Source organism: Methanobacterium veterum (assembly GCF_000745485.1).
GTDB classification, from domain to species: domain Archaea; phylum Methanobacteriota; class Methanobacteria; order Methanobacteriales; family Methanobacteriaceae; genus Methanobacterium_D; species Methanobacterium_D veterum.
In genome coordinates this window covers 163,532-182,747 of the sequence record NZ_JQJK01000008.1, presented here as the reverse complement: position 1 = coordinate 182,747, position 19,216 = coordinate 163,532, and the positions used below count along the sequence as shown (strand labels likewise).

Annotated in this window: 24 protein-coding genes; 23 read left to right on the top strand and 1 reads right to left on the bottom strand. The window is 34.5% G+C overall.

Annotated elements, in window-relative coordinates; all coding sequences use genetic code 11:
* The first annotated feature begins 21 nt into the window (after window positions 1–21).
* Together EJ01_RS01005 and EJ01_RS01000 are read left to right on the top strand one after the other, a co-directional pair.
* Window positions 22–1,845 carry a PINc/VapC family ATPase gene (locus EJ01_RS01005; protein ID WP_048080073.1) on the top strand — a complete coding sequence of 608 codons (1,824 nt, stop codon included), beginning with the start codon at window positions 22–24 and terminating at the stop codon, window positions 1,843–1,845.
* Between the two features lie 74 nt (window positions 1,846–1,919).
* Entirely contained in the window at window positions 1,920–2,672 is a 753-nt protein-coding gene (locus EJ01_RS01000) for a sugar phosphate isomerase/epimerase family protein (RefSeq protein WP_048080072.1), read from the top strand.
* 242 nt (window positions 2,673–2,914) lie between these two features.
* Here the strand turns inward: EJ01_RS01000 and EJ01_RS00995 are convergent, their stop codons facing one another.
* Window positions 2,915–3,313: a hypothetical protein gene (locus EJ01_RS00995; RefSeq protein ID WP_048080071.1), complete on the bottom strand. Its 399-nt coding sequence runs from the start codon at window positions 3,311–3,313 to the stop codon at window positions 2,915–2,917.
* Between the two features lie 135 nt (window positions 3,314–3,448).
* Here EJ01_RS00995 and EJ01_RS00990 point away from each other — a divergent pair, with 135 nt between their 5' ends.
* From EJ01_RS00990 to EJ01_RS00890, 21 genes are all read left to right on the top strand, one after another.
* The gene (locus EJ01_RS00990; RefSeq protein ID WP_048080070.1) at window positions 3,449–3,670 is read left to right on the top strand and encodes a hypothetical protein; all 222 of its coding nucleotides are present in this window, start codon (window positions 3,449–3,451) and stop codon (window positions 3,668–3,670) included.
* 323 nt (window positions 3,671–3,993) lie between these two features.
* Window positions 3,994–4,665: an NADPH-dependent F420 reductase gene (gene npdG / locus EJ01_RS00985; RefSeq protein WP_048080069.1), complete on the top strand. Its 672-nt coding sequence runs from the start codon at window positions 3,994–3,996 to the stop codon at window positions 4,663–4,665.
* 88 nt (window positions 4,666–4,753) lie between these two features.
* Entirely contained in the window at window positions 4,754–5,338 is a 585-nt protein-coding gene (gene hxlB / locus EJ01_RS00980) for a 6-phospho-3-hexuloisomerase (RefSeq protein WP_048080068.1), read from the top strand.
* A 29-nt stretch (window positions 5,339–5,367) separates the two neighbouring features.
* Window positions 5,368–5,871, top strand: a complete 504-nt coding sequence (gene endA / locus EJ01_RS00975; RefSeq protein ID WP_048080067.1) for a tRNA-intron lyase — start codon at window positions 5,368–5,370, stop codon at window positions 5,869–5,871.
* A gap of 242 nt (window positions 5,872–6,113) precedes the next feature.
* Window positions 6,114–7,220, top strand: a complete 1,107-nt coding sequence (locus EJ01_RS00970; protein ID WP_048080066.1) for a tryptophan--tRNA ligase — start codon at window positions 6,114–6,116, stop codon at window positions 7,218–7,220.
* Window positions 7,214–7,864 carry a stage II sporulation protein M gene (locus EJ01_RS00965; protein ID WP_048080065.1) on the top strand — a complete coding sequence of 217 codons (651 nt, stop codon included), beginning with the start codon at window positions 7,214–7,216 and terminating at the stop codon, window positions 7,862–7,864. Before EJ01_RS00970 ends, EJ01_RS00965 begins: the two co-directional genes overlap by 7 nt.
* 306 nt (window positions 7,865–8,170) lie before the next feature.
* Window positions 8,171–8,551, top strand: a complete 381-nt coding sequence (locus tag EJ01_RS00960) for a cupin domain-containing protein (RefSeq protein WP_048080064.1) — start codon at window positions 8,171–8,173, stop codon at window positions 8,549–8,551.
* Between the two features lie 86 nt (window positions 8,552–8,637).
* On the top strand, window positions 8,638–9,555 hold the full coding sequence (locus tag EJ01_RS00955) for an ABC transporter ATP-binding protein (protein WP_048080063.1): 918 nt from the start codon (window positions 8,638–8,640) through the stop codon (window positions 9,553–9,555).
* Window positions 9,556–10,287: an ABC transporter permease subunit gene (locus EJ01_RS00950; RefSeq protein ID WP_048080062.1), complete on the top strand. Its 732-nt coding sequence runs from the start codon at window positions 9,556–9,558 to the stop codon at window positions 10,285–10,287.
* A gap of 219 nt (window positions 10,288–10,506) precedes the next feature.
* Window positions 10,507–11,703, top strand: a complete 1,197-nt coding sequence (gene thrC, locus EJ01_RS00945) for a threonine synthase (RefSeq protein ID WP_048080061.1) — start codon at window positions 10,507–10,509, stop codon at window positions 11,701–11,703.
* A gap of 295 nt (window positions 11,704–11,998) precedes the next feature.
* Complete coding sequence (hfoB, locus tag EJ01_RS00940; RefSeq protein ID WP_048080060.1) at window positions 11,999–12,205, top strand: histone HfoB; 207 nt, start codon at window positions 11,999–12,001, stop codon at window positions 12,203–12,205.
* 66 nt (window positions 12,206–12,271) lie between these two features.
* Complete coding sequence (locus EJ01_RS00935) at window positions 12,272–12,952, top strand: metallophosphoesterase family protein (protein ID WP_048080059.1); 681 nt, start codon at window positions 12,272–12,274, stop codon at window positions 12,950–12,952.
* Between the two features lie 458 nt (window positions 12,953–13,410).
* Window positions 13,411–13,782 carry a 50S ribosomal protein L7Ae gene (gene rpl7ae, locus EJ01_RS00930; protein ID WP_048080058.1) on the top strand — a complete coding sequence of 124 codons (372 nt, stop codon included), beginning with the start codon at window positions 13,411–13,413 and terminating at the stop codon, window positions 13,780–13,782.
* A 79-nt stretch (window positions 13,783–13,861) separates the two neighbouring features.
* Complete coding sequence (locus EJ01_RS00925; protein WP_048080057.1) at window positions 13,862–14,068, top strand: 30S ribosomal protein S28e; 207 nt, start codon at window positions 13,862–13,864, stop codon at window positions 14,066–14,068.
* 17 nt (window positions 14,069–14,085) lie between these two features.
* Window positions 14,086–14,247: a 50S ribosomal protein L24e gene (locus EJ01_RS00920; protein ID WP_048080056.1), complete on the top strand. Its 162-nt coding sequence runs from the start codon at window positions 14,086–14,088 to the stop codon at window positions 14,245–14,247.
* Window positions 14,244–14,696 (top strand): nucleoside-diphosphate kinase, encoded by a 453-nt coding sequence (ndk, locus tag EJ01_RS00915; protein ID WP_048080055.1) that lies wholly within the window; start codon window positions 14,244–14,246, stop codon window positions 14,694–14,696. The genes EJ01_RS00920 and ndk overlap by 4 nt, the downstream gene beginning before the upstream one ends.
* Before the next feature lie 34 nt (window positions 14,697–14,730).
* Window positions 14,731–16,506: a translation initiation factor IF-2 gene (gene infB, locus EJ01_RS00910; protein ID WP_048080054.1), complete on the top strand. Its 1,776-nt coding sequence runs from the start codon at window positions 14,731–14,733 to the stop codon at window positions 16,504–16,506.
* A gap of 54 nt (window positions 16,507–16,560) precedes the next feature.
* Window positions 16,561–16,944, top strand: coding sequence for a 30S ribosomal protein S6e (locus EJ01_RS00905; protein WP_048080053.1), 384 nt, complete (start codon window positions 16,561–16,563; stop codon window positions 16,942–16,944).
* Window positions 16,945–16,978: 34 nt separating this feature from the next.
* The gene (eif2g, locus tag EJ01_RS00900) at window positions 16,979–18,205 is read left to right on the top strand and encodes a translation initiation factor IF-2 subunit gamma (RefSeq protein ID WP_048080052.1); all 1,227 of its coding nucleotides are present in this window, start codon (window positions 16,979–16,981) and stop codon (window positions 18,203–18,205) included.
* A gap of 30 nt (window positions 18,206–18,235) precedes the next feature.
* Window positions 18,236–18,595, top strand: a complete 360-nt coding sequence (locus tag EJ01_RS00895) for a type II toxin-antitoxin system VapC family toxin (protein WP_048080051.1) — start codon at window positions 18,236–18,238, stop codon at window positions 18,593–18,595.
* 79 nt (window positions 18,596–18,674) lie between these two features.
* Window positions 18,675–19,199, top strand: coding sequence for an inorganic diphosphatase (locus EJ01_RS00890; protein WP_048080050.1), 525 nt, complete (start codon window positions 18,675–18,677; stop codon window positions 19,197–19,199).
* The last annotated feature ends 17 nt before the right edge of the window (window positions 19,200–19,216 follow it).

Sequence of the window (19,216 nt, the reverse complement as noted above, 5' to 3'; positions counted from 1 at the left end):
AATTTATGGAGAGAAAATAAAATGAAAATAGTTCCAGATACTAGCGTTATTGTGGATGGACGAATTACTAAAATTGTCCAGGAAGATGAATTTAAGGGATGTGAAGTAGTAATTCCTGAAGCAGTTGTATCTGAATTGGAAAACCAGGCAAATAGGGGAAGAGAAACTGGATTCAACGGTTTAGAAGAGTTAAAGAATCTCCAGGACCTTTACAATGAAGGAATTATAGATTTAATTTACATTGGTAAAAGACCAACTCTTGAGCAGATATCTCTGGCAAAAGGTGGGGAAATAGATGCTATGATAAGAGACACGGCTCAAAAAACAGAATCTACCCTGATCACTAGTGATAGGGTTCAAATGGAAGTTGCAAAAGCCCAGGGACTTGAAGTTATTTATCTGAGACAGGAAATGGTTGGATATACAGAACTTGAAATAGCCAAGTTTTTTGATGATGAGACCATGTCCGTTCACTTAAAAGAAGATGTAGTTCCAATGGCGAAAAAGGGAACTCCGGGAAATATAAAACTTGTCAAAATAGGATCAAGACCTTTAGCATATCAAGAAATTGAAAGTATGGCTAAAGAGATCATGGAAAGAACAAAAAGTGACTTTAAAAGTTTTATTGAGATAGAAAGAGAAGGTGCAACTGTTGTTCAGTTTAGAGAATATCGTATATCAATTGCAAGGCCTCCTTTTTCTGATGGATTTGAGATAACAGTAGTAAGACCAGTGGCAAAGGTATCTCTAAAGGATTACAGACTTCCAGATAAGCTTATTGACAGATTAAGGGAAAGAGCTAAAGGAATATTAATTGCAGGTCCGCCAGGTGCAGGTAAAACTACTTTTGCCCAGGCAATTGCAGAATTTTACAGTAAAAACCTCAATTCCATTGTCAAAACTATGGAATCACCACGTGATTTGCAGGTCAGCGCGGAAATAACTCAATACGCACCTTTAGAACGAAGTATGGAGAAAACAGCAGATATACTGCTCCTTGTACGTCCTGATTACACTATATATGATGAATTAAGGAAAACAAGAGATTTCAGGATATTTGCAGACATGAGGCTTGCAGGGGTAGGTATGATTGGTGTTGTACACGCTACAAAACCTATAGACGCAATTCAAAGGATACTTGGAAGGGTAGAGCTTGGAATAATCCCATCAATTGTAGACACAACCATTTTTATAAATAATGGAAATGTGGAAGCAGTTTACGATGTTGCACTTACTGTAAAAGTTCCATCTGGAATGTTAGAGGCAGATCTTTCAAGGCCAGTTATAGAAATCCGTAATTTTGATACTGGGGACCTTACACATGAGATATACACCTATGGTGAGCAAACTATTGTTATGGAAGTGGGAGTAACCACTTATGAAAAAACTCCAGTTCAAAAGATTGCAGAACGTGAAATAATAAAAGAGATTAAGAAAACCGTTCCTGGGGCCCGTGTTGAAGTTGACATGAAATCTGATAAACGTGCCACTGTCTGGATGGATGAAGAATATATTCCAAAGCTTATAGGTAAAAAAGGAAAGACAATTGATGAAGTTGAAAGAAGAATAGGGATAAGCATAGGCGTTGAACCATTTAGAACCGATGGACATGAAGAAACGTTTAATGTAGATGTCCAGCTTTCTGGAAATTATGTGGTACTGAACTTTGGTAAAGATAATATAGGTACTCCTTTTGATATTTTGGTGAAGGACGAATACTTATTTACTGCAACAGTTGGTAAAAAAGGTACCATTAAAATTAAAAAGGATATAGAACTCGCAGGCATCATAATGGATGCACTTAAAAGAAATATCCCTATAGAGGCCCGGGTTAGAAACGAATAAAACTTTGAATTCTATAAATGTCAGAGCGTGGAATTAAATATTATTTAATTCCAAACTTATTTTTGGTGATAATCATGAAAATTGGAGTATCAACACTTGCGCTGTTTCCAATGTCCCTTAAGGAGATACTGGACTATTTAGAAAGTATAAATGTCAAATATTGTGAATTAATGATGGAATATCCTTATAATCAGATAGATCCAGATATTGTAAATTCTTATAATCTAAAAACAAGTATACATGCTCCTCTTTCTGATATCAATATCGCTTCTTTAAATGAGTCTATACGAAAGGCTTCAGTTGAAGAAGTGAAAAATTCAATTGATTTGGCTTCTAAAATGGATTCGGAAGTAGTAGTTGTGCACCCTGGCCATATGGCATTTTTAGCACGGAAATTTCCAGAAAAAATCAAGGAAAGCAGTTTGATTTCACTTAAAGAATGTTCAAAATTTGCTGAAGAACGCGGAATAAAGTTGTGTGTTGAAAACATGCCGGACATGGAAGGAATGACCTGTAAGGGTCTTGATGAACTTAATGAGCTGGTTCAGGAGATTGGGGCGCTCATGACGGTCGATGTTGGGCATGCATATAATGCAGGTGTATCTATTGATGAAATTTTAAAATATGATAACATCGGGCACTTTCACCTGAGCGACAATGATGGGTCCTTTGATAACCATAATGCTGTAGGAAGTAAAGATATTGATTTTAAGTCCCTCTTTGAAGGTTTGAAAAAGAAGAACTTTGAGGGCGTACTTGTTGTAGAAGTTACAAACAAGAATGAAATTCTAGAAAGTCTTGATTATATAAATAGCTTAAATATTTGATTGTTAAATGGTAAGAAATAGACTTTAAATGTGATTTCAAACAATTAGGGTATATAAAGCTGTATTTGATGGTTTGATATTACAAATCTGGATGAAATTTTAGAAAGCCTTGATTATTAATTAAAAAATTAGTAAATTAATTAAATTCTCTTTTTACTTTTAAAGTTTTAAAATCTAGAGTTAAATGGATTTGGATCATGAACTTGCATATATTTTTAAGCAACTGCAAGTTCAATCTTGTCCTATAATCCTATTAGACACTGAATCTCTTCTTTAGGGCATGTTGGAAGGGTACTTTCTATTGGGGTGGTAAATGAAAGTTTAGTTCTGGCTGAATTCCTGCTCCTGAAGGATCCAAGTGTACTTTGCATTTTAAATTTAAGTAAGAGGTCCACGTCTTCTGATATGAGGTTGATCCAATCTTCTACTCGTTCTAAATCTCTTATTGGAGGGTGGGGTGAGTCGGAACTTAGAGCCTCGTTTAAAATATTTTTAACAACATTTAAATTCTGTACCATTTCATTATAGAAGTTGTCAAATTCTTCAAAAGGGAATATAATCATATTTTCATCCCTATAAAAGGCTTTGGGGTTGTAGTAAGATGTTTCTTCCTCTTCATATTTAATAACGCTAAATCGCATGTTGTGGACCTCCTTTAATGCAATTTATTATAAGGTTAAGGATAGTATCAGGGGTTGTGGTAGAGCATTTGAAAAGTAATGGCTGAGTTTTTCTTAAAATACTATAACTAAATATTACAAATATAATAAAATATTATGAAAGTAGAGAATGAACTGTTAACAATTACATATACGAGGTACATACATTTTAAAAACCAGGAAGACACCAATAAATTTGCTAAAATATTGCTTAATAATGGACATTATTTCGCTGTCCAAAAGAACTCCCTATGGGTACGTATCAATGAATATAAAGAAGAATCACTGGAAGAAGAAATTGAAATAAAGAATTTACTGGTGGATTTTGGAAAAAAATAAATGCAGTGAATCATTCACATTTATGGAAGAGATTGAATAATCATCTATCTAGATTTATTGATATTAATCTTTGATCTTAAAATAAATTTAATTTACCTCTTGATATTATTTGATTTAATTTTAGCTATAATAGAACAGTTTTATATTTTCAGTTGATATTGATTTCTGCATTTAAATAAGTTAGATCGAAGTATTATATTTTTAAGGGAATTGTATCTAAAAATCGATTATAGGCGTATTTAGAAAAAGGTTTTATAAAATATAAACATAAAAACAAATATCCCTTTTTTAGGTGTAAATTTAGGTAAATGGGAGATTTTTTTATGAAAATTGCAATAATAGGTGGAACAGGAGATCAAGGGCTTGGTTTAGCGTTAAGGTTTGTAAAAGCAGGCGAAGACATTATAATCGGCTCAAGAGATGCAAAAAAGGCAGAAAATGCTGTAGATATGGTAAAAGAAATGTTGGAAGACGGGGAAGTTTCAAATATCCACGGTTCAACTAATGTAGATGCAGCAAAAGAAGGTGACATTATATTGTTGACTGTGCCTTTACAAGCCCAAATAGTAACCCTTAGAAGCATAAAAGAATATATTGGCGATAAAATAGTCATTGATGCAACAGTTCCATTGGACGGTTGTTTAGGCGGCAGGCCAACACGCTATGTGGATGTATGGCAGGGTTCTGCAGCTGAGCGAACTGCTGAATTACTTGAAAACACAGATGCAAAAGTAGTTTCTGCTTTTAACAATATAAGTGCTGCAAGTTTGTTAAACATTAAAGATGACGTGGACTGCGACTGCCTTGTATCTAGTGATGATGAAAAAGCTAGGAAAGAAGTAATGGCACTTGCAGAAAAGATTCCAAATGTAAGATCTTTAGACTGCGGTCCTCTTGAAAATGCAAGAATTGTTGAAAAGATAACTCCATTGCTTATAAATCTTAATATTAGAAATAAGATCAAATTAGCCGGGTTAAGAATAACTGGGCTTTAATTCAGCATTCCTGATCAACTAGAATGGGTTGGCAGGTAAAATACTTGAATTTAATTAATATATTAACTAAATTAAACAGGGAATAAAGATGGAATACGTAAAAAAAACAGCTAAAGAAATAACAACACATGCACTTAAAGTTATAGAAAGAATCGATGAAGAACAAGTTTCTAAAATGATAGACACAATTGTAAATTCAGACAGTGTATTCATTGTAGGTACTGGAAGGTCTGAATTAGTGGGAAAAATGTTTGCAATGAGGTTGATGCACCTTGGATTTACAGTTTACGTGGTTGGAGACGTTACAACTCCGGCAATTAGGGATGTGGACTCTTTAATCGCTATATCTGGTTCTGGAGAAACTAAAACAGTTACACTTGCGGGGAAAGCAGCAAAAGAAGCCAATGCTAAAGTTATTGGGATAACTGGAAATATGGAATCTACATTAACTAAAAGTCTGGATATTATAATAAATATAGACAGTAAAACTAAGGAACCTTGGAAACATTATACATCAAATGTTTTAAAAGGGCAGTATGATGATCTAACACCTATGGGGACTCTTTTTGAAGACAGCACTCATCTATTTCTCGATGGGCTTATAGCTGAGTTTATGGCTCGTCTCGGTAAAAAAGAAATTGATCTAAAAAGAAGACATGCTACAATTGAATAAACGTCTTAATAGGCTTATCAGGTGAAAAAATGGATGCGGAGCTATCCGAAAATGTAGTCATAATCAAAGACAAAAAAGGGACAAAACTTCACGAGAAAAGTCATTATGGAAACATGAGTGAAGAAGGATTGCAGCTTTCACTAATTGAGGCACTTTACCTGGCTGAAAATGAAAGAATAAGCATTTTAAAGGATGGGAAAGAAGTACCGCTTGATGAAATGTTTCAAATAATCCGTAAAGAAGATCTATTCTCAAGATATATAGTTTTCAGGGATCTTCGAAACAGGGGCTATATTGTAAAGACAGGTTTTAAATACGGCTCTGAGTTTAGGCTTTATGAGCGCGGGAAGTCTCCGGGAGATGGCCACTCAGATTTTCTTGTAAAAGTGGCATCAGAAGACTATGAAATCAAGATATCTGATTTTTCAAGTTATGTAAGAGTAGCTCATGGAGTTAATAAAAAGCTTTTATTTGCAGTGGTTGACGAAGAAAACGATATTACTTATTATAATGTGGAATGGACAAGACCCTAAGCTTTCTTGTGATATTTTTTTGAAATAACAACCACAACTTTTATTTATTTGTGATAAATGTATAGTTATAAAATTAAATCCTTTAGAGATATTTGGAATTGTAGAATAGAAGCCCTAACTATTTCCAGTGATGTTTTTATAAAAGGAGTTACAATATTATATGACTATGCAAATTTTATTATTCATGTATAAAATGAAAATAAATTATTAAATGTTAATATTCAATTTAATTAGGTGATCAATTGATAGATCCATGGAGTTCAGCAATCATCGATTATGAAAAACTTACAAAACAGTTTGGAATTAAACCCTTTGGGAATTTAAAAGAAGAGATAAATAATCCCCATCACTTAATGCAGAGGAACATAATTTTTGGACAGAGAGATTATGGGAGAATACTTAAAGCAATTAGGGAAGGAAGTGATTTTGCTGTTGTAAGTGGGATGATGCCTAGTGGAAAAATGCATATAGGCCATAAGATGATCGTGGATCAGCTTATATGGTATCAAGAAAAAGGGGCAGATATTTACATCCCCATAGCAGATATGGAGGCTTATTCTGCGAGGGGAATTGATTTTGAAGCCTCAAGAGAACTTGCAGTTTCTGAGTATATCACAAATTATATAGCTCTTGGTCTAGATCTTGAAAAAGAAAATGTAAACGTATACCTCCAATCAGAAAACCGCAATCTTGGAGATCTTGCATATACTTTGTCAAAAAAGGTTAATTTTAATGAAATGAGGGCTATTTATGGCTTTTCAGGGAGCACCAATATAGCTCATATGTATGCTCCGCTGATTCAGGTTGCAGACATCCTTCTTCCTCAAACTGAAGAATGCGGCGGTCCAAAGCCAACTGTAGTACCTGTAGGGCCAGATCAGGACCCTCATATAAGGCTTACAAGAGACATTGCAGAACGATTTAAAGGTAAATTTAACTTCATATCCCCTTCCTCGACTTATCACAGGTTTATGACAGGACTTACTGGAGATAAGATGTCAAGCAGTAAACCTAAATCCGCCATATTTTTAAGTGATTCACCTAAAGAAGTAGAAAAAAAGGTTAAATCAGCTAAATCTGGTGGTAGGGAAAGTTTAGAGGAACAGCGTAAGTTAGGTGGAGTTCCAGAGGACTGTACTATTTTTGAATTGTTAGTATATCACCTGGAGCCATCCGAGAAAAAACTTGAAGAGCTACGTGAATCATGCAAAAGCGGCAGCATTATGTGTGGTGAGTGCAAGAAGAATGCAGCAAGCATGATGAAAAATTTCTTTGAAGAATTCTCATGTAAAAGAGAAGAAGCAAAGGAAAAAGCTCAAAAAATACTGGATAGGGAACCCAAATGTTAGAAAAAAGATTCTCAAATGAAGAAAAACATCATGGATTTTTTACTGGTTTATATAAACGAAACGAAATGTTCTTAATAGCTTCTGCATTTATATTTTTTGTTTCTATGTTTGCAGGCTATTTTTTATCAGGAGTAATGGATCATCTTCTGGCAGGTACTTGGAAATCTCTTAAAGAGGGCGTAAATAATGGTCAGATAAAACTTTCCACGCTTTCTATATTTGCAAATAATATTAAAATTGCATTTTTTATCTATGCTGGAGGAATTATATTTGGTGTAGTTTCACTGATTTATTTGGTATTTAATGGACTTTTTATTGGATATGTCGCTTCAAAATTTGTTATTGGTGACTTCATACTTTATACTCTCCCTCACGGCGTGTTTGAGATTGCAGGTATTATCATAGCAGGTGCGGCTGGTTTTAGGCTTGCAAGCTGTATTGTTCACATTATAAGTGACATGACCCATATGAAAAAGTACATGCCAGTAGGAGATCAAATAGGGCAGATATTAAATATTAACTATGATGAATTTAAAGAATCTCTGGTTCTATTTGTAATTGCAGCAGTCTTAATATTTATTGCAGCAATTATTGAGGCTAATTTTACCATTGCATGGGCATCTTATGTTAAAGGCATAATTTAATGCATATTGAACTAATTTTATATCTTAACTTTTTTTATGGAGTTTAGCTTCTCTGAACTATCCTCTAAAACTCTTTCAAATGTATTGGAATCATTAGGACAAGATGGTTTATTTAAAGAAGAGTGTAAATAACTTGAATTAATTTGATTTGTCCTATTATAGTTATCATTTAAATAGGTGTATATATTACATATAATGTGATGTATTAGATGATTATTATGTAGTTGGTGAAAATTGAAATTCGAAAGAGTAAATCAATTGGGAAGCCTATTTTGGATGAAGTTCATACACTTGTGAGGTAGTTTAATGGAATTTTTCAACGTATTAAATAATGGTAAAGCTTTTTGCATTGGTGAAGAAGTGAATATAAATGATTTAAAGTGGAATAAAACCACGTCTGAAGGAGTATATATTAAACATTTGGTTGAAGGAAGATTAACTGATAATAAGTTAAGCTGTCATTTGGTTAAGATTGGGGCAGGATGTGAAATCAGCACTCATATTCATGAGGGAAAATTGGAATTACATGAGATTTTAAAGGGTGAAGGCATTGGATTCCTTGAAAATAAAAACATTAAGTATATACCTGGTGTTTCAGTAGTTATACCTCCAGATATCCAACATAGGGTAATTGCAGGTGAAGAAGACCTGTATCTATTGGCTAAATTCACTCCAGCATTATTATAAAATAATTAACCCAAAGTTTTTTTATATTTAATTTGGATTATCCATATTTCAAGTAAGAAGATGAAATGAAACTGAGATGATGCACTTTGATCGATGCAGAAAATCTTACAAAGAAGTTTGGCACATTTACTGCGGTAGATAATCTTACATTGCATGTAGATCAAGGAGAGATCTTTGGTTTCCTGGGGCCAAATGGTGCAGGAAAAACTACTACGATGAGAATGCTCAGCTGCCTTATATCAAAAACCAGCGGGGATGCCAGGATATCAGGTTATGATATAAGTGATGATGCGGATTCCTTGAGGATCAGGAAGATTATTGGGCTGCTTCCTGAAAATGTGAGCTTGTATGATGACTTAACTGCTTATAAAAACCTTGATTTTTATGGGAAATTATACGAATGCACAGAGACTCAGAGGAAAGAAAATATTAAACATTTTCTTAAGATGCTAGGACTTTGGGATAAAAAAGATGCGGCAGTTGGGACATTTTCTAAAGGAATGAAACAAAAACTTGCCATAGCACGCGCCCTTATTCATGATCCTGAGATATTATTCCTTGACGAGCCAACGGCAAATTTAGACCCCGAGTCATCAAAAACGGTCAGGGATTTTATACTTGAACTGAAAAAGGAGAAGAAAACTATCTTTATAAATACTCATAATCTTGATGAAGCGCAGCGAACATGTGACAAAATTGGGATATTTAACACTAAACTGATGGTAATAGATACTCCTGAAAAATTAGAAGAATCAGTTTGGGGAAATAAAACAGTAATTCAATTAGAACAGATAACTGATAAAATTCTAAAAGCATTAGATAAACTACCGCTAAAAAACATCATAACAGATAATAATAAACTAATTATTGACTTAGTTAATCCTGAAAAAGAGAATCCAACCGTTGTAGATGTAATAGTGCGTGCTGGTGGTCAGGTTCAATATGTTACCAAGTTAAGTCCGACGCTGGAAGATGCTTATTTGAAATTTGTGAGGGGAGACTAAATGCAGCTCTGGAAATCATGGGTTATCGCAACTAAGGACTTCAGCATATTCCGTAGAAAGAAACGTATTATATACTCATTGATAGTTGTTCCTCTCTTAATGTCAATTGGTTTACCTCTGGTTATCCAGTTTATGACTAGGCCTGATGCTCCGACAGATGAAATTATAATATTGATGAATGCATTTTCATATTTCTATGTTATACTAGCTTATATCATTCCAAGTACCCTTGCTTCGTACAGTATTTTAGGCGAAAAGATTGAGAAAAGTTTAGAACCGCTTCTGGCAACGCCCACAACTGACTCTGAACTTTTGTTTGGAAAGACCATAGCTTCGTTCCTTCCATGTATTTGTGTGATATATGTTAGTTCTATTATTTTCATGGTGCTTATAGATTTATTCACGTATAATGCTATTGGTTATCTTTTCTTCCCTAATTGGAGCATGGTGTTTATTCTGCTCCTGGCAGTTCCCCTTTCATCTATTTTAAGCATTCAACTAAATGTTATTATATCTTCAAGGGTCAATGATGTGAGAACTGCAAATCAACTTGCATTTCTTTTATTTATACCATTTATGGGTGTGTACTTCTTAATTGTAGCAAATGCAATATCCCTTAGCATCACCACACTATTTTTAATATCAGTAACCCTCTTCATTATTGATGCAGCTTTATTTTACTTAAGTAAGGCCACTTTCAGCAGGGACGAGATACTAACAAAATGGAAGTAAATACCTGAAAATAGAATAGATTAATGGATAAAAGTTTAATTAAGTTTAGAAAATAGTGGAATTGAAAAAGTGCTAATTATTCAATGTATTTTTTCATTGTTAATTTTATCAGGGGAATATTTAAGAATTAGAAATTTTATACTCAATTACAGATTGTGTAATATGTTGTTTTTATTACTTTAATCAGACTAAAATGGTCAAACCCATTGGAGGCTATTTATGATAAAATGTATAACTTGTGGAGCAGAATATGATTTAGGTGAAATAATATACACCTGTAAAGAATGTGGTTCCATACTGGAAGTCACATGTGAACCTGACGTTTCAAAAGATGTTTTTAATTGCAGAAAATCTACTATGTGGAAATATAAGGAATTCATGCCTGTAGATCCGGCTAGAATTGTAACCCTTGAAGAAGGAGGAACTCCATTTTGCAAATGTGATAAGCTTGGTGAAGAACTGGGCGTAGAACTTTACGTTAAAGTAGAAGGTTCAAATCCAACTGGAAGTTTTAAAGATAGGGGAATGAGTGTTGGAATAACAAAAGCCATGGAACTTGGAGTAAGCACTGTTGGATGTGCATCTACTGGGAATACATCTGCATCTCTTGCAGCTTATGCAGCAAGAGCTGGATTAAGATGTGTAGTGCTCTTACCTTCTGGAAAAGTGGCTCTTGGAAAACTTGCTCAGGCTATGTTCCACGGTGCTGAAGTTCTATCGATCAGGGGTAACTTTGATGAAGCCCTTGAGACTGTAACCGCGCTCGCACTTGAAGGTAAATTATATCTTTTAAATTCAGTAAATCCATTCAGATTAGAAGGGCAAAAATCAATTGGATTTGAAATTGTAGATGATCTAGGATGGAAATCACCAGACAGGATTATTTTGCCTGTTGGAAATGCAGGTAACATCTCTGCTATATGGAAAGGAATTAACGAATTCCACAGGGCGGGATTTATGGAAGATCTACCAATGATGACTGGAATTCAGGCTGAAGGTGCAGCGCCAATCGTCAGGGCAATACGTGAAAATAAAAAAGATATTGTTCCTTTTGAAAATCCTGAAACTATTGCAACTGCAATACGGATAGGAGCACCTGTAAGTGCTTTAAAAGCTATCAGGGCAATAAATGAATCTGGTGGTTTTGCAGAAACTGTAACTGATGAAGAGATTTTAAGCGCTCAAAAATTACTTGCAAGAACTGAGGGAATTGGGGTAGAGCCGGCGTCTGCAGCATCCATTGCAGGCCTTAAAAAGCTTGTAGAAAATGGCGAAGTAGATAAAAATGAGCAGGTAGTCTGTATTGTAACTGGTCACCTATTAAAAGACCCTAATACTGCTATAGATGCGTGTGTAAAGCCTGTTGAAATTGATGCAGATATTAACGAGCTTTCACGCATTTTAAGCCAGGGATAATCAATTTCCCCACAGCTTTTTTTTTAACTAAATTTGACTTATCTTTTGCTCTCATTTTTTTTTTGGTACACTCAAAATCATAGTGTTCATGTTTCAATGAGCAAGTATCATATAATTTGGTTAAGTAGGTCAAAAAATCATATGGTTTAAATTGTGGTGACCAGTTATCATATGGATCGACTTCAACTGGCCAAAAACCATATGGATTTTCAAATAATCATAGAAAAAAACGATAAATATATATAGGAGTATTCGAACACTTTATAATAACAAAATAAAAATGAGGTGATTGTTTATGGCTGAATTACCAATTGCTCCAATTGGAAGAATAATAAAAAACGCTGGTGCGGAAAGAGTCAGTGATGACGCAAGGGAAGCTTTAGCTAAAGCTTTAGAAGAAAAAGGAGAAGTAATAGCTTCAGAAGCTGTTAAACTCGCAAAACACGCTGGAAGGAAAACCGTCAAAGCATCAGACGTCGAATTAGCTGTTAAAAGGTTATAGGCCTTTTAACTTCTTTCTTTATTTGTTTTTTACTTATATTAACCGTTATTTTTACATAATTTCTCTATGATTTTACCTGTTATTTCTGATATACACAGTAATTTAAGTGCATTAGAAAGGGTACTTGAAAAGATAGATTCTGACAGGGTCCTGTGCTGTGGAGATATTGTTGGATATTACACGCAACCCAATGAATGTATTGAAAAACTTAGGCAATTAAAAGCTATTTCTGTAACTGGAAACCATGATCTTGCGTGTGTAACTGGAGATGTCAGTGGATTTAATCGTTATGCAAAAGAATCAATGCAATGGACAAGAAAAATTATAAAAGATAGAAATATTGAATTTTTACGTGATTTAAAACGCAAAATCCAGATTAAAATAGATAGTGTAAATATTATGATGGTTCATGGCAGTCCTGGAGATCCTGTAAGTGAATATATTTTTCCTTCTACTACTGATTCTACATTAAAATCTTTTCTTGAATCTGAAAATGCGGATATTTTGATAATGGGCCATACTCATGTGCCTTTTATAAGGAAATTTGGAGATAAGCTTGTTTTGAATCCTGGAAGTGTTGGACAGCCGCGAGATGGTAACAGTAAGGCTTCATTTGCTTTTTTAGACGTACTTGCTAAAGAAGCTGTGATTTATAGAGTTAAATATGACATAGATGAAGTTGTTACTGCTCTTGAAGATGAAAAATTACCATCTTTCCTTGGGGAGCGTTTGTATAGTGGGATATAATCTTGACCTTGAAAAACTAGTATTCTAATTTAAACTTGAAGATATTTTTTGGTAAGATTTGTTATTGAATTTAACTTGATTTATGATTTATTTCCTTGAAAAATCAACATTTTAGCTGGTTATCATGTTATATGGCGACACAAAAAAGTATATAAGTAATGATTTTATATCTATTATATACTAGTTCTTCTAATGTTTTTTAATTAAAACTATTTTAGATTGGAACCAACCGCTCAAAAATTCAAAGAATTTTGACAGCTTTCGATCCCCCTGAACATTTATGTTCGAGGGCTCTAAAAATTGTGTTTTTCGTAAGCTTCGTGCGGGAATAATTAGATTGAACTATATTTTTTAATGTTAAAATCCTATTTGGCAAAAACTTTTATATAGACAAAAGTTGAAATTAAGATCATGCCGATGGATGGTATAAAAACCAGATGAAAAAGGAGGTAAATTACATGGCAAAAGCAATATATGTGAAATTTGATGTACCACAAGAAATAGCTGATAAAGCTGCTGAGGCTTTAGAAATTGCAAGAGACACCGGTAAAGTCGGAAAAGGAACAAACGAAGTAACCAAAGCTATAGAAAGAGGCAGTGCGTTATTAGTAATTATGGCAGAGGATATCGATCCTCCAGAAATAGCAGCACATTTACCTGTACTTGCTGAAGAAAAAGAAACTCCATATGTATACATCCCAACCAAGGATGAATTAGGAGAAGCAGCAGGCTTAAATGTTGGTACTGCATCTGCAGTCATAACCGATGCAGGTGAAGCTGAAGATTTAGTCAACGAAATTGTTGAAAAAGTCGAAGAACTCAAAAAATAATTTAACTTTTTTTAAGGAAGGTAACAGCTTTTAAAAAAGGTAACAGCCTTCCTCACTTTAATAATTTCAGGGTGATTATATGGCAGAAGCAACTCCTGCTGAAGTAATTGAGGTTCTTAAAAGAACTGGTATGACTGGAGAGGTCATGCAGGTAAAATGTAGGATACTTGAAGGAAGAGATAAAGGAAGAATATTAACAAGAAATATTATGGGGCCTATAAGGGAAGGCGACATCTTAATGTTACTCGATACAATAAGAGAAGCTAAAGAGATCCGTACTCCATAATTGAGAAGGTGTTTGATATGGCAACATGTTCATTCTGTGGACAGGAAATACACCAGGGTACTGGAAAAATGTACGTCAGAAAAGACGGAACTGTATTTTTCTTCTGCAGCAGCAAATGTGAAAAAAATAGGATTAAATTAGGAAGAGTCCCAAGAAAGGTTAAGTGGGTTAAACAATGATGGAAAGAAGTTTTGTAATGCTTAAACCTGATGCAGTACTTAGAAGGCTCATGGGAACAGTTTTAACCAGGTTCGAAGAACGCGGTCTTAAACTTGTAGCTGTAAAAATGATGAATATTTCTGAAGAACTTGCAAAAGAACACTATGGAGAACACAAAGAAAAACCATTCTTTAATGATCTTGTAAGTTATATTACATCAGCACCAGTTCTTGCAATGGTAATTGAAGGCGATGATTGTATAAGCCTTATCAGGAAAATGGTTGGAGCTACAAATCCAAAAGAAGCAGATCTTGGAACCATAAGAGGGGATTACGCCCTTGATACTGGTAGAAATATAATTCATGCTTCAGACTCCTCAGCATCTGCAAAAAGGGAAATTGCATTATTTTTCAATGATTCTGAAATCAATGAATATGCTCTACCTGATGAAAGTTTGATATACGAATAAATTTTTATTATCTTTAATTTTAGGAAGGTCAAAATTGAAAATTAGATCACCAATAGTTTCAGTACTCGGACACGTGGATCACGGAAAAACCACACTCTTAGATTTTATAAGAGGTAGTATAATTGCTCAAAAGGAAGCTGGAGGAATAACTCAGCATATTGGAGCAACAGAGGTGCCAATAGAAGTTGTTGAAAACATTGGTGGTGAATTTCTCAAAAAATTGGGTATCAAAGAGACTCTTCCTGGGCTTTTCTTTGTGGATACTCCTGGACACGAAGCATTTACAACTCTTCGTAAACGAGGGGGAGCGCTTGCTGATGTGGCCATACTGATTGTGGATTTAAATGAAGGATTTAAACCGCAAACTTATGAAGCTTTAAATATTCTTAAGATGTATAAAACTCCTTTTATTGTTGCAGCAAATAAAATGGATAAAATATATGGATGGCAAACACATGAGAGAGCTCCTTTTTTAGAAACTTTTCCTAAACAACCTCAAAGTGTACGGGAAAAATTAGATACTGGTGTCTATGAACTGGTTGGAATTTTACATGAAGAAGGCTTTGAATCTGAAAGATTTGATAGGATCAGTAACTTTGCAAAACAAATAAGTATTGTCCCTATAAGTGCAAAAACAGGTGAAGGAGTACCTGAACTTTTAGCTATGCTCATGGGACTTGCTCAACAATATCTAAAGGAACAGCTCAAAATAGAAGAAAATGCTCCTGCAAAAGGAACTATTCTTGAGGTAAAGGAAGAAGTTGGACTTGGAGTAACCATAGATGCTGTAATCTATGATGGTATACTGAAAAAAGATGATACTATTGCTGTTATGACAGTAAATGATGTTATAACTACTCGTATAAGGTCCCTTTTAAAACCGAATCCTCTTGAAGAGATACGAGAAGCTAAAAAGCGATTTAAAAAGATCGATGAAGTTGTTGCAGCTGCAGGTATTAAAATTGTAGCTCCAAATATTGAAAATGCAATGTCAGGATCACCTCTGCGTGTTGCGAGGGATGATTTTGAGCATGTTAAAGAAGAAATTTTAAAAGAAATTGAAGACATAAAAATAGATACTGATGAGCTTGGAATTGTTGTAAAGGCAGATACCCTTGGTTCACTTGAAGCGCTTGTGAATCTACTTAGAGATATGAAAATTCCAATACGGGCTGCAGATATTGGAGATGTTTCTCGAAGGGATGTGGTAGATGCTTCAATTGTTAAAAATGAAGATCCTCTTTATGGAGTTATCGTTGCTTTCAATGTTAAAGTTCTGCCTTCCGCAGCTGAAGAAATAAAATCTTCTGAAATTAAGCTGTTTTCATCAAATATCATTTATCAATTGATAGAAGATTATGATGAATGGATAAAAGCTGCAGAAGAAAGAAAGAAAAAAGCATGGCTTGATGCTATAATAAAACCAGCTAAAATTAGAATAATTCCTAAATTAATATTCAGGAATAGTAAACCTGCAATAGCAGGTATTGAAGTCTTATCAGGTACAGTTAAGCAGGATTACGGCTTAATTAGAGGAGATGGGGCACGAGTTGGAAAAGTAGAAGGCATGCAGGATAAAGGAAAAAATTTAAAATCAGCATCCAAAGGGCAAAAAGTTGCTATGAGTATAAAAGATGCAATTTTTGGTAAGGACTTTGATGAAGGGGATGTCCTTTATGTGGATATACCTGAAAATCACTATAAGATCCTTGTGTCTGAGCTTAAAAACAAGCTTACTGAGGATGAGTTTGAAATATTAAATGAGATAGTGGATATAAAAAGAAAGGAAAATCCTCATTGGGGAATGTGATACTTTAAATATCCGTATTGGACTAATAAAATATAAAAATTGGAGGAGATTAATTTGGCATTTAAATTAGTCATTTCAGAAGGCGCAAAGAGTCACCAAGTAGACGTTGATGAAGCACAATCAAAAAAATTAAACGGTTTAACAATCGGCGATGAAATAGATGCTTCTTTAGTAGGTTTAGACGGTTACAAACTTAAAATAACTGGCGGAAGCGATAAGAATGGTTTTCCTATGAAAAAAGATGTCGATGGACAGAGGAAAATAAGAAGTCTGTTATCCGGCGGTCTTGGATTTGAACCAAAAAGAGCTGGACAGAGAAGAAGGAAAACTATCCGTGGAAACACAGTATCTGATAATATAGTTCAAATTAATACAATTGTCACAGAAAAAGGCAGTAAAAGTATAGATGAACTTTTAGGCGCTGAAGAAGCTGAATAAGATTAATCTTGAAAGATAGGATTTAGGTGTAATTGTGAAAGTACAATCTGAAGTAAATATAGGGCTTGTAGGACACGTTGACCACGGTAAAACTACACTTACAAAGGCCTTATCAGGTATATGGACCGATACTCACAGTGAAGAAACAAAAAGAGGAATTTCAATAAGATTAGGTTATGCTGACATAACCTTTAGGCAGTGTACCGAATGTCCAGAACCTCAATGTTATACCACAGCCCTTGTATGTGAACACTGTGGTAAAGAAACAGAAGTATTGAGGAAAGTATCATTTGTAGATTCTCCCGGACACGAAACACTCATGGCAACAATGTTATCTGGTGCGGCGATAATGGATGGGGCAGTATTAGTAATAGCTGCAAACGAACCATGTCCTCAACCACAAACAAAAGAACACCTTATGGCTTTAGATGTTATAGGGGTCAAAGATGTCATAGTCGTCCAAAATAAAATTGATATAGTCTCTAAAGAAAGAGCTATAGAAAGTTATGATGAAATAAAGGAATTTGTAAAGGGTACCTGTGCAGAAGATGCACCTATAATACCTATATCAGCTCAACAGGGTGCAAATGTAGATATTTTAATTGAAACTATTCAGGAAAGAATTCAAACTCCTGAAAGATTACTAGATAAACCCGCTAAAATGTACGTTGCAAGATCCTTTGATATCAACAAACCGGGTTGTATTCCTGAAAAGATAGATGGTGGAGTTATAGGAGGCTCCTTAGCTCAAGGAAAACTCAAAGTAGGAGATAAACTTGAAGTTAAGCCAGGGATTCAGGTTAAAAAGAAAGGAAAAACCTCATGGATGAGCTTACACTCTGAAATCACAGGTTTAGTTGCAGCAGGTAAAGCTGTAGATGAAGTAGGGCCTGGAGGCCTTATAGCTGTCGGTACTAAACTAGATCCAGCATTAACTAAAGCAGATTCTTTATCTGGATCAGTTGCAGGAGAACCAGAGACACTTCCACCAATATTACATGATTTCACAATGGCAACTCATCTTCTTGAAAGGGTAGTAGGTACAAAAGAAGAAAGAGTAGTGGAACCTATAAAATCTTCAGAACCACTTATGATTAACATAGGAACAACAACAACCATTGGTGTAGTAACAAGCGCCAGAAAAAACGAAGTGGATGTAAAACTTAAATTACCTGTTTGTGCAGAATCTGGCCAGAGAGTCGCTTTAAGCCGACGTGTTGGTGCAAGATGGAGGTTAATTGGATATGGTATCATCAAATAAACGTGAGGCAGTACTCGACGCAAATTTTTTATGATACCCGCTCAATTTCATGTTGATATTTTAGCAGAACTTGAGCGAATTCTACCAAATTACACATTTGTGGTTCCGTCATTTGTTACCGGCGAACTTGAAAATATAAAGAAGAGATCAAAGGGAAAAGACAGAATTGCAGCATCAGTTGCCCTTAAACTAATAGAGTCATCTAATATCAATGTAATTGATATTGATTTAAAATATAAAGAACGAGTTGATGACGCTTTACTTCGAATATCTAAAGTGTTATGTACAAATGATGGTGGCCTTCAGAAAAGGGCACGAAATAAAGGGTTAACTGTTGTATATTTACGTCAGAAGAAGTATCTGGCAGTTGAAGGATATTTAGGTTTATAAATTAAATATTTTTATATTAAAATGTTTAAACTCATTTAATAATAATAATTTTTTTGGAAAATGTTTGGAGGATTAATATATGAATCTTTGGAAGGATTTAGAACCAGGACCATCAGTTCCAGAAGTGATATATGCTGTAATTGAAATACCAAAGGGATCAAGGAATAAATATGAATACGATAAAGATATGGAAGCCTTTGCACTGGATAGAGTTTTATACTCTCCGTTTCATTACCCTGCAGAGTACGGAATAATTCCAAAAACACTTTACGACGATGGTGATCCAATGGATGTTATGGTACTTATGGATCAGCCAACTTTTCCAGGATGTGTAATTGAAACCAGACCTATCGGTGTCATGAGGATGATCGATGGTGATGATAAAGATGATAAAATATTAGGCGTACCTGTTAATGATCCAAGGTATAAAGATATTAATGATATCGATGATATTCCTAGTCATCTCCTAGATGAAATTGCACACTTTTTCAAGGAGTATAAAACTCTTGAAGGAAAAGTTACAGAAGTATTAGGATGGGAACATGCTGAAGAAGCATTTGAAGCTGTAAAACATTCTATAGAATTATACAAAAATATGGATTAAATAAATAACCGTACAAG

Excerpts from the sequence above, each read along its gene's own strand:
- EJ01_RS01005 (WP_048080073.1), top strand. The coding sequence starts at position 22 with ATGAAAATAGTTCCAGATACTAGCGTTATTGTGGATGGACGAATTACT.
- EJ01_RS01000 (WP_048080072.1), top strand. The coding sequence starts at position 1,920 with ATGAAAATTGGAGTATCAACACTTGCGCTGTTTCCAATGTCCCTTAAG.
- EJ01_RS00995 (WP_048080071.1), bottom strand. The coding sequence starts at position 3,313 with ATGCGATTTAGCGTTATTAAATATGAAGAGGAAGAAACATCTTACTAC.
- EJ01_RS00990 (WP_048080070.1), top strand. The coding sequence starts at position 3,449 with ATGAAAGTAGAGAATGAACTGTTAACAATTACATATACGAGGTACATA.
- npdG (WP_048080069.1), top strand. The coding sequence starts at position 3,994 with ATGAAAATTGCAATAATAGGTGGAACAGGAGATCAAGGGCTTGGTTTA.
- hxlB (WP_048080068.1), top strand. The coding sequence starts at position 4,754 with ATGGAATACGTAAAAAAAACAGCTAAAGAAATAACAACACATGCACTT.
- endA (WP_048080067.1), top strand. The coding sequence starts at position 5,368 with ATGGATGCGGAGCTATCCGAAAATGTAGTCATAATCAAAGACAAAAAA.
- EJ01_RS00965 (WP_048080065.1), top strand. The coding sequence starts at position 7,214 with ATGTTAGAAAAAAGATTCTCAAATGAAGAAAAACATCATGGATTTTTT.
- EJ01_RS00960 (WP_048080064.1), top strand. The coding sequence starts at position 8,171 with ATGGAATTTTTCAACGTATTAAATAATGGTAAAGCTTTTTGCATTGGT.
- EJ01_RS00950 (WP_048080062.1), top strand. The coding sequence starts at position 9,556 with ATGCAGCTCTGGAAATCATGGGTTATCGCAACTAAGGACTTCAGCATA.
- thrC (WP_048080061.1), top strand. The coding sequence starts at position 10,507 with ATGATAAAATGTATAACTTGTGGAGCAGAATATGATTTAGGTGAAATA.
- hfoB (WP_048080060.1), top strand. The coding sequence starts at position 11,999 with ATGGCTGAATTACCAATTGCTCCAATTGGAAGAATAATAAAAAACGCT.
- EJ01_RS00935 (WP_048080059.1), top strand. The coding sequence starts at position 12,272 with ATGATTTTACCTGTTATTTCTGATATACACAGTAATTTAAGTGCATTA.
- rpl7ae (WP_048080058.1), top strand. The coding sequence starts at position 13,411 with ATGGCAAAAGCAATATATGTGAAATTTGATGTACCACAAGAAATAGCT.
- EJ01_RS00925 (WP_048080057.1), top strand. The coding sequence starts at position 13,862 with ATGGCAGAAGCAACTCCTGCTGAAGTAATTGAGGTTCTTAAAAGAACT.
- EJ01_RS00920 (WP_048080056.1), top strand. The coding sequence starts at position 14,086 with ATGGCAACATGTTCATTCTGTGGACAGGAAATACACCAGGGTACTGGA.
- ndk (WP_048080055.1), top strand. The coding sequence starts at position 14,244 with ATGATGGAAAGAAGTTTTGTAATGCTTAAACCTGATGCAGTACTTAGA.
- EJ01_RS00895 (WP_048080051.1), top strand. The coding sequence starts at position 18,236 with ATGATACCCGCTCAATTTCATGTTGATATTTTAGCAGAACTTGAGCGA.
- EJ01_RS00890 (WP_048080050.1), top strand. The coding sequence starts at position 18,675 with ATGAATCTTTGGAAGGATTTAGAACCAGGACCATCAGTTCCAGAAGTG.